Source organism: Tahibacter amnicola, from assembly GCF_025398735.1.
Taxonomy (GTDB): Bacteria; Pseudomonadota; Gammaproteobacteria; order Xanthomonadales; family Rhodanobacteraceae; genus Tahibacter; species Tahibacter amnicola.
Genome location: NZ_CP104694.1, coordinates 5,893,296 through 5,912,644, shown reverse-complemented (window position 1 = coordinate 5,912,644; position 19,349 = coordinate 5,893,296). Strand labels below are relative to the sequence as shown.

At 66.3% G+C, this 19,349-nt stretch carries 16 protein-coding genes; 11 read left to right on the top strand and 5 right to left on the bottom strand.

From position 1 onward, the window contains the following. Positions 1-2 precede the first annotated feature (2 nt). The gene (gene pbpC / locus N4264_RS23320; protein ID WP_261694610.1) at positions 3-2,411 is read left to right on the top strand and encodes a penicillin-binding protein 1C; all 2,409 of its coding nucleotides are present in this window, start codon (positions 3-5) and stop codon (positions 2,409-2,411) included. A gap of 3 nt (positions 2,412-2,414) precedes the next feature. On the opposite strand, the gene oxyR is transcribed toward pbpC, so the two are convergent. Then, positions 2,415-3,323 carry a DNA-binding transcriptional regulator OxyR gene (gene oxyR, locus N4264_RS23315; RefSeq protein WP_261694609.1) on the bottom strand — a complete coding sequence of 303 codons (909 nt, stop codon included), beginning with the start codon at positions 3,321-3,323 and terminating at the stop codon, positions 2,415-2,417. 140 nt (positions 3,324-3,463) lie between these two features. Here oxyR and N4264_RS23310 point away from each other — a divergent pair, with 140 nt between their 5' ends. The 4 genes from N4264_RS23310 to N4264_RS23295 all read left to right on the top strand — a co-directional run bounded on the left by N4264_RS23310 (position 3,464) and on the right by N4264_RS23295 (position 8,176). Next, on the top strand, positions 3,464-4,003 hold the full coding sequence (locus N4264_RS23310; protein WP_261694608.1) for a peroxiredoxin: 540 nt from the start codon (positions 3,464-3,466) through the stop codon (positions 4,001-4,003). A gap of 175 nt (positions 4,004-4,178) precedes the next feature. Beyond that, complete coding sequence (gene ahpD / locus N4264_RS23305; RefSeq protein WP_261694607.1) at positions 4,179-4,706, top strand: alkylhydroperoxidase, AhpD family; 528 nt, start codon at positions 4,179-4,181, stop codon at positions 4,704-4,706. A 123-nt stretch (positions 4,707-4,829) separates the two neighbouring features. Next, positions 4,830-7,526, top strand: a complete 2,697-nt coding sequence (locus N4264_RS23300; RefSeq protein WP_261694606.1) for a M1 family metallopeptidase — start codon at positions 4,830-4,832, stop codon at positions 7,524-7,526. Positions 7,527-7,618: 92 nt separating this feature from the next. After that, complete coding sequence (locus N4264_RS23295) at positions 7,619-8,176, top strand: Pycsar system effector family protein (RefSeq protein ID WP_261694605.1); 558 nt, start codon at positions 7,619-7,621, stop codon at positions 8,174-8,176. A 4-nt stretch (positions 8,177-8,180) separates the two neighbouring features. On the opposite strand, the gene N4264_RS23290 is transcribed toward N4264_RS23295, so the two are convergent. The 3 genes from N4264_RS23290 to N4264_RS23280 all read right to left on the bottom strand — a co-directional run bounded on the left by N4264_RS23290 (position 8,181) and on the right by N4264_RS23280 (position 12,099). Then, on the bottom strand, positions 8,181-8,651 hold the full coding sequence (locus N4264_RS23290; RefSeq protein ID WP_261694604.1) for a hotdog fold domain-containing protein: 471 nt from the start codon (positions 8,649-8,651) through the stop codon (positions 8,181-8,183). A 73-nt stretch (positions 8,652-8,724) separates the two neighbouring features. Then, a complete protein-coding gene (locus N4264_RS23285; RefSeq protein WP_261694603.1) occupies positions 8,725-11,193 on the bottom strand; it encodes an acyl-CoA dehydrogenase in 2,469 nt (822 codons plus the stop codon). 18 nt (positions 11,194-11,211) lie between these two features. Continuing rightward, complete coding sequence (locus N4264_RS23280; RefSeq protein WP_261694602.1) at positions 11,212-12,099, bottom strand: alpha/beta fold hydrolase; 888 nt, start codon at positions 12,097-12,099, stop codon at positions 11,212-11,214. Positions 12,100-12,243: 144 nt separating this feature from the next. Here N4264_RS23280 and N4264_RS23275 point away from each other — a divergent pair, with 144 nt between their 5' ends. The 6 genes from N4264_RS23275 (at position 12,244) to N4264_RS23250 (ending at position 17,901) form a co-directional block, all read left to right on the top strand. Further along, on the top strand, positions 12,244-12,828 hold the full coding sequence (locus tag N4264_RS23275) for a TetR/AcrR family transcriptional regulator (RefSeq protein ID WP_261694601.1): 585 nt from the start codon (positions 12,244-12,246) through the stop codon (positions 12,826-12,828). Between the two features lie 214 nt (positions 12,829-13,042). Then, on the top strand, positions 13,043-14,821 hold the full coding sequence (locus N4264_RS23270) for a phosphoenolpyruvate carboxykinase (GTP) (RefSeq protein ID WP_261694600.1): 1,779 nt from the start codon (positions 13,043-13,045) through the stop codon (positions 14,819-14,821). Between the two features lie 95 nt (positions 14,822-14,916). Then, positions 14,917-15,870, top strand: a complete 954-nt coding sequence (locus N4264_RS23265) for a histone deacetylase family protein (protein ID WP_261694599.1) — start codon at positions 14,917-14,919, stop codon at positions 15,868-15,870. Between the two features lie 68 nt (positions 15,871-15,938). Beyond that, positions 15,939-16,487 (top strand): RNA polymerase sigma factor, encoded by a 549-nt coding sequence (locus N4264_RS23260; RefSeq protein ID WP_261694598.1) that lies wholly within the window; start codon positions 15,939-15,941, stop codon positions 16,485-16,487. Next, complete coding sequence (locus N4264_RS23255) at positions 16,484-16,981, top strand: hypothetical protein (RefSeq protein ID WP_261694597.1); 498 nt, start codon at positions 16,484-16,486, stop codon at positions 16,979-16,981. Before N4264_RS23260 ends, N4264_RS23255 begins: the two co-directional genes overlap by 4 nt. Positions 16,982-16,998: 17 nt before the next feature. Next, positions 16,999-17,901: a DUF4097 family beta strand repeat-containing protein gene (locus tag N4264_RS23250; RefSeq protein WP_261694596.1), complete on the top strand. Its 903-nt coding sequence runs from the start codon at positions 16,999-17,001 to the stop codon at positions 17,899-17,901. An 11-nt stretch (positions 17,902-17,912) separates the two neighbouring features. On the opposite strand, the gene N4264_RS23245 is transcribed toward N4264_RS23250, so the two are convergent. After that, the gene (locus N4264_RS23245) at positions 17,913-19,346 is read right to left on the bottom strand and encodes a tetratricopeptide repeat-containing sulfotransferase family protein (RefSeq protein ID WP_261694595.1); all 1,434 of its coding nucleotides are present in this window, start codon (positions 19,344-19,346) and stop codon (positions 17,913-17,915) included. Positions 19,347-19,349 lie beyond the last annotated feature (3 nt).

Below are 19,349 nucleotides of genomic sequence, written 5' to 3'. Positions count from 1 at the left end.
GTATGAAGATGCACAAGTTCCGACCGTTGTGGTGGCTTGGCCGGCTGATCTGGCGTTGGCAGAACACGCTGGTCGGAGTCATGCTGGTTGTGGCGACCTTGGCCGCGATCCGCTACTGGCCGCGGCCGCCGCTCTCGGCGCACGCGTCTTCCTCAATTGCGGTACACGGCCGCGGCGGCGAGTTGTTGCGACTCACCTTGTCCAGGGACGACAAGTACCGCCAATGGCTGCCGCTCGCGCAGATGCCGGCGCCGCTGGTCGACGCCGTGTTGCTGCAGGAAGACGCGTGGTTCCGCTGGCATCCGGGTGTCAATCCGATCAGCCTCGCGCGCGGTGCTTTCGTCACCTATGTGCAGGGTGGTAACCGCCAGGGCGGCTCGACCTTGACCATGCAGCTGGCCCGCCTGATGTACGGGCTCAATACACGCACGCCGATGGGCAAGCTGCGCCAGGTCGGGCTCGCGGTGTGGCTGGAGATGCGCTACGCCAAGGACGACATCCTGGAGGCTTATCTCAACTATGCCCCCTATGGCCGCAACGTCGAGGGCGTGGCGGCGGCGAGCCTGGTGTATTTCGGCAAACCGGCGCAGGACCTGAGCCTTCCCGAAATGCTCACGCTGGCGGTGATTCCGCAGGACCCCACCCGGCGCATGCGCGAGTTTGCCGCTATCGACAGCGGAGCGCAGACGGCCGACACGCTCGGCCGTGGCCTGCGCGCGGCGCGCGACCGCCTGTATGCGCGATGGCGCCTGGTGCACGGCGGCAGCGAGGGGACCGACGCCGTGTTCCGCCTGCCGCTGCGCGTGCGTGCCCCCTCCGCGCTGCCGTTCGTGGCGCCGCACGCGGTCGAGCAGGCGTTGCGGGAATCGTCCCTGGATCCGGGCCCGGGTGGCAGTCGGATCGACATGACGCTCGATCCCTTTCTCCAGGCGACGGTGGAGCGTGCTGTCGCCGACACGCTGGGCCGCTACGAACAACGCGGTGTGACCAATGCAGCCGCGCTGCTGGTGGACACGCGCGACATGGGCGTTCGCGCCCTGGTCGGATCGGCGGACTACGCCGACGCCCGCATCGGCGGACAGGTGAACGGCACGCTCGCGAAACGTTCCCCCGGTTCCACGCTCAAGCCATTCATCTATGCGTTGGGCATGGACCAGGGCGTGTTGCATCCGCGCACGGTATTGCGCGATGTACCCAGTTCCTTCGGCCCGTTTACGCCGGAGAACTATGACGGGCGCTTCCTGGGGCCGGTGACGGCGACCGAGGCCCTGGTCCGCAGCCGCAATATTCCGGCCGTCTGGGTCGCCTCGCAGCTGGCGTCGCCCACACTCTACGATTTCCTCAGGCAAGCCGGCATTTCGCGCATGGCCAGCGAACGGCACTACGGCCTCGCACTCGTGCTGGGCGGCGGCGAGGTCACGATGCAGGAACTGGCCGGGCTCTACGCCCTGTTGGCCAACCGGGGCGTGCTGCGTCCGTTGCGGCTGCGTGCTTCCGAACCGGTAGCAAGCGGCGTGCGTCTTCTATCCGAAGAAGCCAGTTTCATGACGATGGACATGCTGCGCCAGAATCCGCGCCCGGACGAGGCGACCAGCGCGGAGCCCGCGCGCCTGCCGATCTACTGGAAGACCGGCACGTCCTGGGGATTCCGTGACGCGTGGACCGCCGGCGTCTTCGGTCCGTACGTGCTAGTGGTGTGGATGGGAAATTTCGACGGTGCCGGCAACCCGGCCCTGATCGGCGTCGAGGCGGCGGCGCCGCTGTTCTTCCGGATAGCCGATGCGATCCTGGCACAGGACCGCTCTCTCGCCGAACCGGCCTGGACCGTGCCGGCCCACGTCAAGCGCGTCGAGGTCTGCCTGGCCAGCGGCGACCTGCCCAACACCGATTGCCCTCAGCGCGGCACGACATGGTTCATCCCCGGGAAGTCGCCGATCCGGGTCAGCACGGTGCATCGGCGTGTGACGATCGATACGCGGACCGGGCGCGCCGCGTGTCCTCCGTTTGATCCGGCCCACACGCGGAGCGAGGTCTTCGAGTACTGGCCGTCGGACCTGGCCCGGGTGTTTGCCCAGGCTGGTATCCCGCGCCGCCAGCCGCCGGCACCGGCCAGCTGTGATGTGGACTCGGCCATGGCCGGTGATCCACCGCGGATCACCTCGCCCGTGCGCGGCGCCAGCTACAGCCTGCGGACGCGGCACGTGGACGACGACCGCATTGCCTTTCACGCGACGGTGGACGCCGGCGTGCGCGAGGTCTACTGGTTCCTCGACGATGCCTTCCTCGGCAGTGCGCGCGCCGGCGAGACCTTCTTCTGGCAACCGGGAAGTCCCGGTTCGCACGTGGCGCGCGTGGTGGATGATCGCGGCCGGGCCGATTCGCGCGAACTGCGCATCGAGGCGACGCAGTAGGCTTCAGCGCAGGCTGACGCCCAGCTCCTCCGGCAGTGCGCGCAGCTGCGCGGCGAAGGCGGACAGGAACGCGTTCTTGGCCGAGCTCCGGCGCCAGACCAGCGCGATGCGCCGGCTGGGGGCTTCACCCTGGAACGGCAGCAGCCGGATGGCGTCCGACTGCGCGACCGGCGGCTTCACGGCCAGGAGCGGCAGCAGGGTGATGCCGACGTTGGCGGCCACCATCTGGCGCAGCGTCTCAAGGCTCGTGGCGCGAAAACCGTCGCGCTCGCTGGCGCCGGCCAGGTGGCAGACATCCAGCGCCTGGTCGCGTAGACAGTGGCCGTCCTCGAGCAGCAGCAGGCTCTGGTCGGCCAGCTCGGACACCTTCAGGGACTTGCGGCCGGCCAGCGGATGGCCGCTGGGCACGGCGAGCAGAAAGGGTTCGTCGAACAATTCCTCGGCATGCAGCTGGTCGTCCGGCACAGGCAGGGCGAGGATGGCGGCATCCAGGCGGCCGGCGCGCAGGCTTTCGAGCAGGACCTCGGTCTTTTCTTCCACCAGCAGCATTTCCAGTCGCGGGAAGCGCTTGCGCAGCGCCGGCACGACGTGCGGCAGGAAATAGGGGCCGAGGGTCGGGAAGATGCCCAATCGCAGCGTGCCGGCCTCCGGATCGCGCGTGCGGCGGGCAATGGCGCGGATCTGCTCGATTTCGTCGAGCACGCCACGGGCGCGGGCGGCGATCTCGCGCCCGACCTCCGTGAGCAGTATCTTGCGCGGCGTCCTTTCGACCAGGGCCACGTCGAGCTCGTCTTCGAGCTTCTTGATCTGGGTGGACAGGGTGGGCTGGCTGACGAAGCTGGCGTCGGCCGCCCGGCCGAAGTGTTTGTGTTCGGCCAGGGCCACCAGGTAGCGAAGGTCGCGCAGGTTCATGCCGGCACCATCGACAAAAGCTATCGTGGCGATGCTATCAATTGATTGGACGCATGGGAACGATGGCCGTAATCTGCGCCTCGTTCCGCAGTTCCCCTTCCCCTCGAAGGGATTCGTCGTAAACCAAAGGAGAGAAACCCATGCTGAGCGTTGGTGAGAAGTTCCCCCAGTTCAACCTCAAGGCCACTGTCTCGACGGACCTGAAGTCCGCCTTCGTCGACATCAATAACGACACCTACAAGGGCAAGTGGCTGGTCGTCTTCTTCTACCCGAAAGACTTCACTTTCGTCTGCCCCACCGAGATCACCGGCTTTGCCAAGTTCAACCAGGCCTTCCTGGACCGCGACGCGCAGCTGCTGACCGGTTCGACCGATTCGGAATTCGTGCACCACGCCTGGCGCACGCACCACAAGGATCTCAACAGCCTGCCGTTCCCGATGCTGGCCGACATCAAGCGCGAGCTGACCTCGGCGCTGGGCATCCTGGACAAGGAAGCGGGCGTGGCGCAGCGCGCGACGTTCATCGTCGATCCGCAGGGCATCATCCGCTTTGTCTACGTGACCGACCTGTCGGTCGGCCGCAGCCCGGAAGAAGTGCTGCGTGTACTGGACGCGCTGCAGACGGACGAACTGTGCCCGTGCAACTGGCACAAGGGCGAAGACACCCTCAAGGTGGCCTGAGCATGACCCCGCGCGGCGGCCGGCCGGCCGCCGCGCATTGCCGGTCGCTGCCGGCCGCACTGGTTGACCTGCGCCGTCGCCTTTCTGCCGGCGCACATTCCCCATCCCTCCGGGCCCATGACGTGCGCGTCCAGCGCGCTGCGGGAGGCTGCCCGGCGTTCACAGGAGATTTTCCATGAGTGTTGCTGACCTCAAAGCCGCCATTCCCGACTACGCCAAGGACCTCCGCCTGAATCTGGATTCGGTCCTGAGCGAAGGTGGCGCGCCCGGCCTTTCGCGCAAGCAGATCGCGCTGGTCGCGCTGGCTTCCGCGATCGCCTCGCGCCACGAACCGCTGGTGGCTGCCCTGGCCGAGGAGGCTGCCGCGCATGCTACGGAAGCCGAAGCGAATGGCGCGCGCACGGCGGCGGCCATCATGGCCATGAACAATGTGTACTACCGGTTCACGCATCTGGTGAGCGACCCGGAGTACGGCACCCTGCGTGCCGGCCTGCGCATGAATGCGATGGCCAATCCCGGCTGCGACAAAGTGGATTTTGAGCTGTGCTCGATGGCGGTATCGGCCATCAACGGCTGCGGCATGTGCATGGACTCGCACGAGAAGACTCTGCGCAAGCACGAGCTGACTGCCCAGGCCGTGCAGAGTGCGGTGCGCATCGCGGCAGTGGTCCATGCGGTTGCGGTCACGCTCGAACAGAAGTAGTACCGCTGCAACGCCGTTTTCCGCGGCGTCCATCGGCTCAGCATCGGCGAAACCGCAACTTTCCTATCGGCAACCGGCGGCCGTTCGCGTACGCTACGCCGATTGCCCAGCGGAGATTCGCCGATGCTGCCGACGCGACTTTTTGCCTTTCTGGCGTTGGCCCTGTGGGGTTGCGTCGCCTGCTCCGAAACGGTTCCGACCGGCCAGCTGCCCGGTTTCGCCGAGCCGCTGCACTACAGCCTCGACCTCAAGGTCGATCCGCGCCAGGAAGGGTTTGACGGTGTCGCGGCCATCCGCGTCCGCCTGCGCGAACCGGTCGATCATCTCTGGCTGCACGGCAAAGGGCTGAAGCTGGAGCAGTCCGAATGGGAGGATGCACAGCAGAAGACGCACCCGGCCAGCGTGCGCGAAGAAGGCAAGACACTCCTGCGCGTTGCGTTCGGAAAGGTTCTGGAACCGCAGGAAATCCAGCTGCGTTTCCGCTATCACGCCTCGTTCAACCCGCGGCTCGAAGGCCTGTACATTGCCCGCCAGCTGGATACGCCCTATGCGGTTTCGCAGATGGAAGCCAGCAGTGCGCGGTACGTCTTCCCGAGCTTTGACGAACCCCGCTTCAAGACGCCCTATGACATCCGCCTGGAGGTTCCTGCCGACCAGACCGGCCTGTCCAACGCGCCGCAGGTGAGTGAAGAGAAGACCGCCGCGGGCTGGAAAAAACTCACGTTTAAGACCACGCAGAAACTGCCGACGTATCTTGTGGCTTTTGCAGTCGGCCCCTGGGATGTCGTCGACGGCAAGGCCATCGCGCCGACCCAGTGGCGCAACGAGCCCCTGCCGCTGCGCGCGGTGGCGCCGGCGGGGCAGGGCAAGCGCCTGCAGGAAGTACTGGAAGCAACGCCTTCCATCATTACAGAGCTGGAAAACTACTTTGCGTTCCCGTACAGCTTCGGCAAGCTCGACCTCCTCGGTGCCCCGGATTTCCAGGCCGGCGCGATGGAAAACCCGGGCCTTGTGATTTATCGCGATTCGTTGCTGCTGCTCGATGCCAATTCGCCGACGCGCGTACGGCGCATGTCGTTCGAGATCAATACGCACGAGCTCGCTCACCAGTGGTTCGGCGATACGGTCACGATGGCCTGGTGGGACGACATCTGGCTCAACGAAGCCTTCGCCACGTGGCTGGAAGGCAAGGTCACCGGCAAGCTGCGACCGGAAAACCGTGCGGACCTCAGCCGCATCCAGAGCGCACACCGTGCCATGACTGTCGACAGCCAGGCCAGTGCGCGCCGGGTGCGCCAGCCGATCCGTACCGACGGTGATATCGAGGGCGCCTTCGACGCGATCACCTACCAGAAGGGCGCGGCGGTCCTGGGCATGTTCGAGTCCTGGATCGGCGAGGAGAAATTCCGCACGGGCATTCGGGAATACACCCGCACGCATGCCTTCGGCACCGCCACCTCGGATGACCTGATCGCCAGTCTCACCCGCGCCTCGGGCAAGGGGGAACCGTTCGCCCGGGCCATGAAGAGCTTCCTCGATCAGGCGGGTGTTCCCCTGGTCAGTACGCAGCTACGTTGCGAAGGTGACAAGAGTGTGCTTTCCGTCCGCCAGGAGCGGTTCCTGCCAGCCGGTTCGAAGGGGAATCCGAAGCAGCAATGGGGTATTCCCGTCTGCATCCGCAGCGGGCGTGGCGACGTTGTCGCCGAGCAGTGCCACCTGGTGGAATCGGCGACGGCGGATATCGCCATCGAGGGCGGCTGTCCCGACTGGTACCACGCCAATGCCAATGGCCAGGGTTACTATCGCATCAGCATGGCGAAGGCCGATCAGTCCAAGCTGACGGCCGTGGTCGCCAGCCTGCCGGATGCCGAGCAGCTGGCCTATGCCGACATGATCCGCGCCGGGTTCGAGCGCGGCGAGGTCGATGCCCCGACCGTACTCGCGGCGATGGAAAAGCTTTCCACCTCCAGGACGCGTGAAGTCGCCACCTCCCTGTTCGAAACCTTCCGCTGGATCCGCCACAACCTCGCTACGCCGGAAACCCGCATCACGCTTGATGCCTTTGCAGCCCGTCTCTACCTGCCACGGTTGCGCGAGCTGGGTTACCGCCGCCAGGCGGGCGAGTCGGAAACGGTGTCGATGTACCGCATGGACCTGGTCGACTTCCTCGCCCGAAACGCGGAAGTGCGTGAAGTGCGCGACACGCTGGTCGAGCACGGCAAGGGCGTGCTCAAGCGCGGCGCCGACGGCCATCTGACATTCTCGGCCGCCAACTATGACTTCCTGGGCATCACGCTTGCCGTGACGGTGCAGGAGGTCGGTGCCGCCGCCATTGACGGGCTGGTTGCCGAGATCAAGCGCAACGCCGACTCCACCCTGCGCGCTTCGATGATCGCCGCGCTCGGCGCGACGCGTGATCCGGCCCTGGGCGAGCGTGTGCGCGAGTTCGCGCTGTCCGGGGACGTGCGCCTGGGCGAGATCATGCGCCTGATGTATGTCCACCAGTCGGATCCGGCCAATCGCGAAGCGTTCTGGGGCTGGATGCAGCGGCGCTTCTCCGACCTGCTGGCGAAGTCGTCCGCCTCCGTGCAGGGTGATCTGCCGGAGCTGGCCAGCGATGGCTGGTGCCAGACGGCCAAGACGAAGGAGCTGGCGGATTTCTTCTCGCCGCGGTTGAAGACCATAGTCGGCGGCGCGCAGGGGCTGGAACGGGCCCGCGAAGGGGTGGAGCTGTGCTCGGCTCTGCGCACCCGCCATGGCGACAACGCGCTGACGCCCTGGGTCGCCGAGCAGACCCGCGACAAGGCCGCGCGCGGCTGAAAAGGGCCTTGGCGGCCTGCCGGTGGCGATGGCCGCCGGTAGGCCGGGCGCCGCCAAACTCCTATCATGGGGCGGGACAAGCGGAGACGCCCATGAACGACACCCAGGGCCAGTCGGGCCTGTTCGCCCATGTGCCGGAACGCAATACGTCAGACAACATCCTGCGAACGGCGCAGCAGCATCACGTGCAGCTGTCTGCGATGGCCGATACCAAGGCCAACATCATCATCACGGTATCGTCCATTGTTCTGACGCTATCGATGGGAAAGCTGACCGAGCCGTCGCTGCGCCTGGGCGTGGCGATCCTGACGGTCTTCACGCTGACGGCGTTGCTCCTTGCCATTCTGGCCGTATTGCCAAAATACCGGCCCTTGCGGTTGACCAGTAGCGAGCTGCCGCCCCATTTCAACCTGCTGTTCTTCGGCCATTTCTCGGAATTGCCGCGCGACCGTTTCATCGCCGAGGTGGCGAAGCTGCTGCAGCCGGACGGCTCGGTCTACGAAGCGCAGGCCAAGGACCTGTATTCCCTCGGCCTGTATCTGGCCCGGCATAAATACCGCTATCTGCGCTGGAGCTATCTGTCTTTCCTGACCGGCTTCGTGCTGGCCTGTGCCGAACAGGTCGTGCGGATGGCGATCCTGCGCGGCTGAGGCCTCAGGCCGCCTTGCGCGGCGACACCCACATCGTGATGTCCGCATCGAAGACCACCTCGCCCGCGGTATTGCGCACTTCCACGATGGCATGCAGATCCTGGCCAACCGTTTCGTCGGTGATCGGCGCGATCGTGGCCGTGGCGGTCAGCACGCCCGTGGCTCGTTTCAGATAGCGCACGCTCATTCCCTTGGGGATCCAGCGCATCGAAGCGGGAATCGAGACGTCCGTGCCGATGCCGCCGGCCATCTCCGCCATGTTGCACAAGGCGATCGCGTGGACCGTGCCGATATGGTTCTGCAGACGCCGCCGCTGGCGGATGCGAACGACGCAGCGGCCGGGCTCGAGCGACTCCACCCGGGGCGAGATGCTGCCGAAATACGGTGCGCGCCAGCAGATCAGGCGGGAGTACAACCAGCGGCCGAGGCGGGAGTGTCCCAGCCGACGGTAGAGGCGCAGGGCTTCGGATGCCATGGGATTCCTTGAAGGGCAGGGCCTGAAACGCGACGCGCCCCGGAGCGGGGCGCGTCGGTGTACGGCGAGGGGATCAGGCGACGGAGCGCAGTACGGTTTTCCCGTGCTTGACCGCGGCCTCGAGATCGCGAGGGTCGAAGTCATCGACGCTGATGAACTCAAACGTCGCATTGCGCACGCGCTCGAGCAGCTTGCGTTCCTCGGTCGTGATACCTCCCTGGGCTTCCACCTCGGCCAGCTGGCCCAGGTAGTCATGCGACTTCACGCCGCCGCTCTTGAGCGCCTTGAGGAACTTGCGCTCCACCGGCTCGGCGGCGATGACATCGGGCAGCAAGGCGTTCATGCGGCCGATCTGGTTGTTCGTGCTCGGCGTGAGATAGGCGTTTTCGCCCAGGCGGTCGCGCGTTTCGCTCGGCGTGCACAGGATGGCGGCGACGCGACGTCCCAGGCGATCCGACGGCGGCACTTCGCGGCGGCCCAGCGGGAATACCAGCGCGCGCAGCAGCCAGGCGACAGGGCGCACGGGGAAGTTGCGCAGGACGCCGTCGAGTGCCATCTGCATGCGCCAGACGCAGTCGTGGAAGGCCCAGGCCAGGAGCGCCTGGTCGGCCACCGGACGGCCCTGGTCTTCGTAGCGCTTGAGCATGGACGAGGCGATGTAGAGATTGGACAGCACATCCCCCAGGCGCGCGGAGATCTTTTCCTTGAACTTGAGCTTGCCGCCCAGTGTGAGCATCGAGGTGTCGGCGACCAGCGCGAGCGCTGCCGCGTAGCGGTTGAGCTTGCGGTAGAAGCGGCGGGTGTATTTGTCGCCCGGCGCCGAACCGATGCGCGCATGGGTCAGACCCAGCACGAAGCTGCGCACCGCGTTGGACACCGCAAAGCCGATGTGGCCGAAGAGCGCGCGGTCAAAGGCCTTCAGCCGCTGCGAATAGTCGGCGATCTGGGTGGCCTGCAGTTCCTTCAGCACATAGGGATGGCAGCGGATCGCACCCTGGCCGAAGATCATCATGCTGCGGGTGAGGATATTGGCGCCTTCGACCGTGATCGCGATCGGCGAACCTTGCCAGGCGCGGCCGGCATAGTTCTTCGGTCCCAGGATGACCGCCTTGCCGCCGTGGACGTCCATCACGTCCTTGGCGATCTCGCGGCCCAGCTCGGTGGCGTGGTACTTGGCGATGGCCGACGGCACCGACGGTTTTTCGCCCCGGTCGACCGCCGCGGCCGTCGCGCGCGACAGCGCACTGATGGCGTAGGTATAGCCACCGATGCGTGCCAGCGCCTCTTCGATGCCTTCGAACCGGCCGATGGCCATGCCGAACTGCTTGCGGATGCGTGCATAGGCGCCGGTCGCGATCGCGCCGATGCGCGCCGCGCCGGTGGCGTTGGACGGCAGCGAGATCGAGCGGCCGACCGACAGGCATTCGACCAGCATGCGCCAGCCTTCGCCGGCCATTTCCGGGCCGCCGATGAGCTGCGATAGTGGTACGAAGACTTCCTTGCCGCGCACCGGTCCGTTCTGGAACGGCACATTCAGCGGGAAATGGCGGCGCCCGACCTCGATACCCTTGGTCTCGCGCGGCAGCAGCGCCAGGGTGATGCCGAGATCTTCCTTCTCGCCCAGGAGCTTGTCCGGGTCGTACATGCGGAAGGCCAGGCCGATCACGGTGGCGACCGGGGCGAGCGTGATGTAGCGCTTGTCGAAGGTCAGGCGGATGCCGAGCACATTGGCGCCGTTCCATTCGCCCTTGCAGACAATGCCGTAGTCAGGAATGGACGTGGCATCCGAACCGGCGTAAGGGCCGGTCAGGGCAAAGCAGGGAATCTCCCGGCCGTCGGCCAGTCGCGGCAGGTAATAGTCCTTCTGTTCCTTGGTGCCGTAGTGCAGCAGCAGCTCGGCCGGCCCGAGCGAGTTGGGCACGGCGACGGTCGAGCCGACCGTGGTCGACATGCTGGCGATCTTCTGCAGCACGACCGAGTGGGCCAGGGCAGAGAACTGCAGGCCGCCGTATTCCTTCGGAATGATCATGCCGAAGAACTTGTGCTTCTTGAGGAAATCCCAGACGTTCGGCGGCAGGTCCGCCAGTTCGTGGGTGATTTCCCAGTCATTGAGCATGCGGCAGAGCTCTTCGACCGGGCCTTCGAGGAAGGCGCGCTCATCGGCCGACAGCGTCGGCACGGGTTCGCGCAGCAGCTGGTTCCAGTCGGGCTTGCCGCTGAAGAGCTGGCCTTCGAAGCCGACCGTGCCGGCCTCCAGTGCCACCTTTTCCGTATCGGACAGCTGCGGCGTGATCTTCTGGTAGATCGCCAGCAGCGGTGCGGTGATCTTGCTCCGGCGGAACTGCTCCAGGTTCAGCGGCACGGCCACCAGCGCGAACAGCGCCAGGGTTCCGAGCGTCGCGGCCCAGTGCGCCGAGGCGGCGTAGCCGGCCAGGACGATGGCCGCCGCGGTCGCGGCCGTCCAGGTCCGCAGGCCGAAGCGCCGGTACGAGCAGGCCAGTGACACGACGATCGCCGCGATGAGAGGCATCCAATGTTGCATGGTGAACTCCTCGATGAATCAGTCTCGGCCGCGGCCGAGGGAACGTACGAAGGACAGTACTGCGTCGGTGAAGGCTTCATTGCGGTCACCCACAACCATGTGGGTGGCGCGGGGAACGACAACGTGTTCGGCATGCGGGACCAGGGCGCGGAACTCGGCGATGGTCGACTGCGAGACAACGTCGCTATCACTACCCGACAACAGAAGAGTCGGTACTCGAATTCGCGCCGCGGCCTGAAGCAGTCGCGCCTGGTGCTTCTCGCTGTCGTCCGCGATGCGTTCCAGGAGCTTCGGGTCCCAATGCCAGCGGAAGCGACCGTTCTCCTGCTGAACCAGCAGCGAGCGCAGGCGCTCGGGCGAGCGGCTATCCGCGCGGTGCGGCAGGTAGGTGGCGATCGCCTGGGATGCTTCGCGCAGGGAGGCGAACCCCTCCGGGTGCGCACGCATGAATGTAAGGATGCGTTCGACGCCCGCTGCTTCCCAGCGCGGCGTGATATCGACCAGGACCAGGGCACGGAAGAGCGGTGCGTGGTCGGCTTCCGACAACAGCCCGATCAGGCCGCCGAACGAAGCGCCGACCAGGACGCAGCCCGGGCCGGCGAAGCGGGCGGCCTGCACCATGTCGCCGACGAAATGATCAATGTCGTACTCGCCCTCGCCGCACCATCCACTGTCGCCGTGACCGCGCGCGTCGGCGGCGAGGCAGTGAAAACCCGCCTCGGCCAGGCGCATGGCGCTGCCGCGCCAGGCCAGGCGCGTCTGGCCAAACCCGTGGGCGAACAACAACGGCGGATGACCGGTGCGACCGTACTGCTGCAGGGAGAGCGGCAGGCCGTCGCCGGCGACGAGCGTGACGGGGGGCGGGCTGGCGGGATCTGGCAAGCGGGACTGTAAATGTGCGGACATACGCTACAGTATGTTGTAGCAATTAGAGTGGTCAATCCGGAATTGGGCTAGCGTGAGCTCAATTCTTTCTAAAATGATTTAAATTCCGGTCGATTCGCGCGCTAGAGTGCGACACTTGTCCGTATTACTTCGGTCGCGAACACCATGAGTAGCGCAGTTCTCACCCGCATTGAACAACGTGGCCGGCTCTCCGCCGCCGACTGGGAACAGGCCGCCCTCGACGCCATCGCCGATCAGGGCGTCTCCGCGGTTGCCGTGGAACCCCTCGCCCGGCGCCTCGGCGTCACCAAGGGCAGCTTTTACTGGCACTTCCCGACGCGTGAGGCACTGTTGAAGTCGGCGCTGGAACGGTGGGAGCACCAGGACGAGGAGGAGTTCGTCCAGGTCCAGCCCATCAGCGACCCCAAGGAGCGCCTGCGCGAGCTGTTCCGCCGCACCAGCCGCGAGATGCAGTCGCATGTGGTCTATTCCGCGCTGCTCCGCGCGCTCGACAATCCGATCGTGCAGCCGGTGATGTCGCGGGTTTCGCAGCGCCGTATCGATTTCCTCACCATTGCCTACCGGCAATCCGGGCTGGACCGCAGCGCCGCGTCCTATCGCGCCCGCCTGGCGTATGCCGCCTATGCCGGATTCCTGCAGCTGTCGCTGCAGCTGGGCCTGCCGCGCCTGTCGCACGCGGAGTTCGACGGCTACGTCGACCACGCTATCGCGACCTTGATTCCGGGCTGATCGCACGCTCCCGGCGACCGCCGGCCGGAGTGGAGGGCCACGCTCCGGCGACGTGAAGGGCGGCCGGCGTTTTGGCTGAAACCCTTGCGGTCTCGCGCCAACTTGTTGATTTGACAAGGGCCCTTCGGGGTCTTTGTTGCATTGACGGCTGCCGGCCGCTAACGTCGTTCGCCTGACTTTCTGGCAGGGCCCTGGCGGGCCCAGGATAAAAGACATGGCAAGCAAGCTAGACGCGTTGAACCGATGGGTGGATGAAGTCACCCGACTCACCCAGCCCGACCGGGTTCACTGGTGCGACGGATCGGACGCGGAATACCAGGCGCTGCTGGAATTGATGCTCGATACCGGCGACCTGATCGAACTGAATCCGTCGACCCATCCCAACTGTTACCTGCACCGTTCCAGCCCATCCGACGTGGCGCGCGTGGAGCACCTGACCTTCGTCTGCAGTCAGGATGCGGAAGACGCCGGCCCCAACAACCATTGGATGGCGCCGGACGAGGCCCACGCCAAGATTGATGCGCTGTTCGCCGGCTGCATGCGTGGCCGCACCCTGTATGTGATTCCTTACTGCATGGGTCCGATCGATTCGCCGATCGCCCGCTGTGGCGTCGAGATCACCGACAGCCCCTACGTCGTGGCCAACATGCGCATCATGACGCGCATGGGCCAGAAGGCTCTGGAACGCATCGAACGCGACGGCAGCTTCGTGAAGGGCCTGCATTCCACGGGCGACCTCGATCCGGCCAGGCGCTTCATCATGCATTTCCCCGAGGAACTCACGATCAAGTCGATCGGCTCGGGTTACGGTGGCAACGCCCTGCTCGGCAAGAAGTGCCATGCGCTGCGCATTGCCTCGTGGCAGGCGCGCCAGGAGGGCTGGCTGGCCGAGCATATGCTGATCCTGGGTATCGAGAACCCGCAGGGTGAAGTGTTCTATGTGGCGGCTGCGTTCCCGTCGGCCTGCGGCAAGACCAACCTGGCCATGCTGATTCCGCCCAAAGCCTATCCCGGCTGGAAGGTGTGGACGGTGGGCGACGACATCTGCTGGATGCAGCCGGGCGCCGACGGCCGGCTGTGGGCGATCAACCCCGAGGCGGGCTTCTTTGGCGTGGCCCCGGGCACCGGCGCCAAGACCAACCCCAATGCGCTGGCCATGCTCGACCACGACACCATCTTCACCAATGTCGCGGTCACTGCGGACCTGCAGCCGTGGTGGGAAGGCAAGGGCGAAGGCAAGCCGGTCACCGACTGGCAGGGCCGCGATTTCGACCCCGCCAACGGCCCGGCCGCGCATCCGAATTCGCGTTTCACCGTCAGCGCCCGGCAGTGTGCGAGCTGGACGCCGCGCGCCGAAGACCCGCAGGGCGTGCCCATTTCCGCCATCATTTTCGGCGGACGCCGCGAATCACTGGTACCGCTGGTGTTCGAGTCGCGCGACTGGACCCACGGCGTCCTGGTCGGTGCCGCAATGGGCTCGGAGACGACGGCGGCGGCGACCGGCGCCGTCGGCGTGCTGCGCCGCGATTCGATGGCGATGAAGCCGTTCTGCGGCTACAACTTCGGCGACTACTTCAAGCACTGGCTCAGTTTCGACCGTCCGGGTACCCAGTTGCCGAAAATCTTCCACGTCAACTGGTTCCGCAAGGGCCAGGACGGCAAGTTCATGTGGCCGGGCTTCGGCGACAACATGCGCGTGCTCGAGTGGATCATCGAGCGCTGCCGTGGCCGCGCCGGCGCCCAGGAAACCCCGATCGGCAATCTGCCGCGCCGCAGCGACCTGAACCTGGCCGGCCTGGAAATCCCGGCTGCCGACATGGACCAGCTCCTGACCGTCGATCGTGATGGCTGGGCGCGCGAGTACACCGGCATCGGCGAGTACCTGGACTCGTTCGGCCAGCGCACACCGGAGGCATTGCGTCGCGAACACGCACGTACCCTCAGCGCGCTGACCCAGCCGGAAATGCCGCCGGCCAAGGTCGCCGCCGGCTGACCAACCCCGCACGGCGCTGCTGGTCGGCGCCGTTGCGAGCGCAGCACCGGCCCGTCGTCGGCATTGCCGCGGCGGGCCTTTTTCTGGCGGGTCCGATGAACGCCTACTACTGTCACCACTTCGTGCTGCCGCTGCCGCCGGAGCACCGCTTTCCGATGGCCAAGTACGCGCGCCTGTACGAACGGGTGGCCAAGACCGCGGCGGACTGGGGCATCACGCTGCGGGAACCGGCGCCGGCGGATGACACGGCGCTGTGCCGGGCGCACGATCCGTCCTACGTGCAGCGTGCCAGTCGTGGCGAGCTGTCCGCCAGCGAGCTGCGCAAGATCGGTTTTCCCTGGTCTGAATGGATGATTGAGCGTTCGCGCCGTTCTTCCGGCGGCACGATGGCTGCACTGCAGAGCGCCGTCGTGGCGCGTGGCGTCGGACTGAACCTGGCCGGCGGCACACACCATGCGTTCGCCGATCACGGGGCCGGGTACTGCGTCTTCAATGACAGCGTCGTCGCTGCACGTCATGTGCAGGCGCAGGGGCTGGCGCAGCGGATCCTGGTCGTGGATCTGGACGTCCACCAGGGCAACGGCACGGCGTCCATCGCTCGCGACGATCCGTCGATCTTCACCTTCTCCATGCATGGCGAACGCAACTACCCGGCGCTCAAGGAGTGCAGCGACCTGGATGTCGCCCTGCCGGATGGGTGCGACGACGTCACCTATCTGGCGTCCCTGGCCGACGCCCTGCCGACGGCGATCGCGCGATCGTGCGCCGAGGCCGTCATCTACCTGGCCGGCGCTGACCCCTTCGAAGGCGACCGCCTCGGCCGGCTGGCGCTGAGCAAGGACGGCCTGCGGCAGCGCGACCGCATGGTCTTCGATGCCTGCGTGCGGCATCATCTTCCCGTTGCGGTCAGCATGGCAGGCGGCTATGCAGCCGACGTCGACGACATCGTGGATATCCATTACGCCACGGTGGCCGAGGCCGCGGCCGCCGCGGCGGCGTTCGGCCGATCGGGACGCAAGGACACCGGTACGGGCCAGCGGCGGGCTTAAACCCTTCGGCGGCGCCGGGCATCCAAGCCGGTACCATGAATACCGCCTGCCTTCCCATGAGTTTTGCGATGTCTGACGCCGCGGCGCCGCTGCCAGACGACAGCGCGCTGGTCCAGCGCTCGATTGCTGGCGACATGCGCGCTTTCGAGTTGCTCTACCGCAAGCACGTCGGCCGCGTTTACGGTGCCATCCTGCGCATCGTCGGCATGAACCACGCACGTGCCGAAGAGCTGACTCAGGACGCCTTCGTGCGGGCCTGGCAGAAAATCGGCGGCTTCCGTTTTGAAAGCGCCTTCTCGACCTGGCTTTACCGCCTCGGCGTCAATACGGCGCTGATGGACCTGCGTGGCAGCGGCAGCGAGCAGAATGTCGAGGACGACGTCCTCGAGCTGGCCGCCGGTGGCGAAGTGCCCTTCTGCGCGGCCGAGCGCTCGGACCTGGAGCAGGCCGTGGCCAAGTTGCCGCCGCGGGCACGCGCCGTGCTGGTATTGCACGATGTGGAAGGGTGGAAACACGAGGAGATCGCCCGCGAGCTGGGCATGGCCGTGGGTTCCTCCAAGGCACAGCTGCACCGGGCGCGGGGCTTGATGCGCCGGGTGCTGGGAGATGCAGCATGAGCGAACATGAATTCGAATGGCGTCGCCGGATGCGTGACCTCGGCGGTCCGGTACAGCCGCAGCGCGACTTGTGGCTCGACATTGCGCAGCGGATCGAAGCATCCGCGGATCCAGCCGGTGCGACGACGAACCCGGCACCCGAACCGGCACGGCGCCGCTCCTGGATCATTCCCCTGGCTGCGGCCGCCAGCCTGATGCTGGGCGTGGTGATCGGCGGTCTGTGGATTCGCCAGGATTCGGGCGTGGCGCCGCCGCGGGTGGCAGTCCACGACGACAACCCGGCATCCGCGCTGGCTGCGGCAGATCGTCAGCTGGACGGATTGCGTACGCAGGATCCACGCCTGGCCGGCCCGATGGCTGAGCTGGACAGTGCGGCCGCCGAACTGCAGCAGATGCTCGCCCAACGACCCGATGCAGTATTCCTCGTCGGCCTTCTCAATCGCACCAACGAACGGCGTCTGAAACTCGCGCGCATGGGGCTCGCGTCGACCTGACCAATGCTGGAGAAATCATGAAATTCATCTTTATACCCATGCTCGCGTTGCTCGCACCGGCACTGGCACAGGCCGGAACGCCGATCAACGAGACGCGCGCCGTCGATGCCGCAGCGCGCATCGAAATCCACAACATCAAGGGCGAGGTCAACGTCACCGGCTGGGACAAGCCCGAAGTCGCAATCACCGGCACGCTGGGCGACGGCGCCAAGCGGCTGGGCGTGGACGGCAGCGGCAGTCATCTGGAGATCCGCGTGGAAGGGCCGGACAAGTCCTCCAGCTGGTTCGGCTGGGGTGCCGACACGGCGATGGGTGACACCATTCTGAACATCAAGGTGCCACGCAAAGCGTCGGTGGAGATCGGTGTGGTCAGCGCCGCGGTGGTGGTGTCGGACCTTTCCGGCGGTGAACTGCAGATCGACTCGGTATCCGGCCGCATTCGCACCCAGGCCGATGCATCCCGGCTGCGGATCGAAAGCGTGAGCGGCGATGTGTCGTTCGACGGCAAAGCGGGCGAGACGGAGGTGGAAACCGTCAGCGGCGACGTCGTGGCTCGGGGCGTCGGAGGGCATGTCCGGGTGGAGACCGTGTCGGGCACGCTCGACATACTGGCGAATGCGCCGATGGACGATGTCACGGCAGGCAGTGTTTCCGGCGACATTGAATTGCGCGGATCGCTCGCGGGCGCCGGGCGCATTCACGTCGAGACGATGAGCGGGGACGTCAAGCTGGGCCTGCGCGGCGACCTCGCAGCGAAAATCGAGGCCGAGACGTTCAGCGGTACCCTGCGCAGTGATTTCGGCACGGTGGAAAAACCCGAGCATGGTCCCGGTTCGTCGCTGGAAGCGACGGTCGGTGGCGGTAGCGGGCGCGTTGAGATCGACGCTTTCAGCGGTGACGTCAGCATCACGCGGGAATGACCGGCGCGATGCTATCGATCAAATAGCGACAGCTCAGGCAGGAAGGCGGCATAGCGCCGCCAGCGTTCCACGGAATGGCGATAGACGGGTTGGCGGGCCTGCCACAGGCTCGCGGACTGGATGGCCCGGTCGCCGCCGGCAGCCGCAGCAGCATCAGCCAGCGGCGTCACACCGACCCACTGCGACAATGCATGGCGGATGTCATCGGGACGCTCGACCAGCGTTTCGTAATCGATCACGCGCGTGGGCAGTGCAGGCCGGGCCAGCCAGCCGTCCATGAGGCGGCGACAGCCGGATTCGAACACCGCGATGTCCTCCAGGCAGTTGGAGAACGCGTAGTCGTCGTGGGCGAAAAACTGGGTCCAGAGGGAGATGGCCGTGTCGCGGGGATCGCGCCGGCAGTAGATCACCCGGGCCTGTGGGAACAACGCCGCCAGTACATCCAGGTGGCGGAAATTGAGCGGATTCTTGTCCACGTACCAGCGGCGAGCCGGTTCGTCCTGCACCACGTGCGCGCGGTAGAGCGCACGGCCCTGGGCTAGCGCCGTCGGCAGGGCGCTGGCCGGCGTCGACCGGATGGTCCGCGCGATGAAATCCACGAACGGCAGTTCGCCCCGATTGCAGACTGCGTCGTGACGGCTGAGAAATTCGGCGACCAGCGTCGTGCCGGTGCGGGGCAACCCCACCACGAACACGGGGCAGAAGTCCGGATCGGGTGTCAGCGCCGGCATTGGTGTCGAGCCGGCAAGGCGCTGCTGGACAAAGGCCTCCCACGGCGATCGCTGCCACGGTTGCAGCGCGTGCAGGAGGGCGTTGCCCTGGCGATAGGCGGCGACCGCATCGGCGACGTCACCCGCTTCGTCGAGGGCTTTGCCGAGCGCGAACAATGCCGACGCCCTGGCGCGGGGCTGCAGCGATCCGGCGGAGACGGCTTCACGGAAACGAGGGATGTCGGGATGGTCCGCCGCGGTGTAGCGCTGGCAGCTGGCCAGACCTTGCAGGACAAACCATCGGTTGAGATCGACACCACTCTCCAGGGCACGCAGGAGATGTTCCCGCGCCGCGTCGAAGCGTCCCAGCGACAAGGCCAGCATGCCTGCCTGTGCGTGGACATCGGCTGATCGTGTCGCCTGCAGGTGCCGTTCGCAGAAGGCCAGCGCCGCGCCTTCCTGCTGGCTCTGCTTCATGAACTGCGCCACGTCGACGACCTGGTCCGGCGGCAGTGTCCGGGCGTCGATACCGGCAAACGCGGCCGTCGCGCCGAGCAGGCGTCCCTGGCTACGGCGGATCTGCGCCAGGAGCCGCGCGGTGGGAAGGTGGCCGGGTTGCGCAGACAGCAGCGGGATCAATTCCGCCTCGGCACCGCCCGCGTCGCCCGACTGCCATAGTCGCTGGAGCTGCGCGAGCCGATCGACCATGGCCTGGGGAGAGCGGAGATCGGACACGAA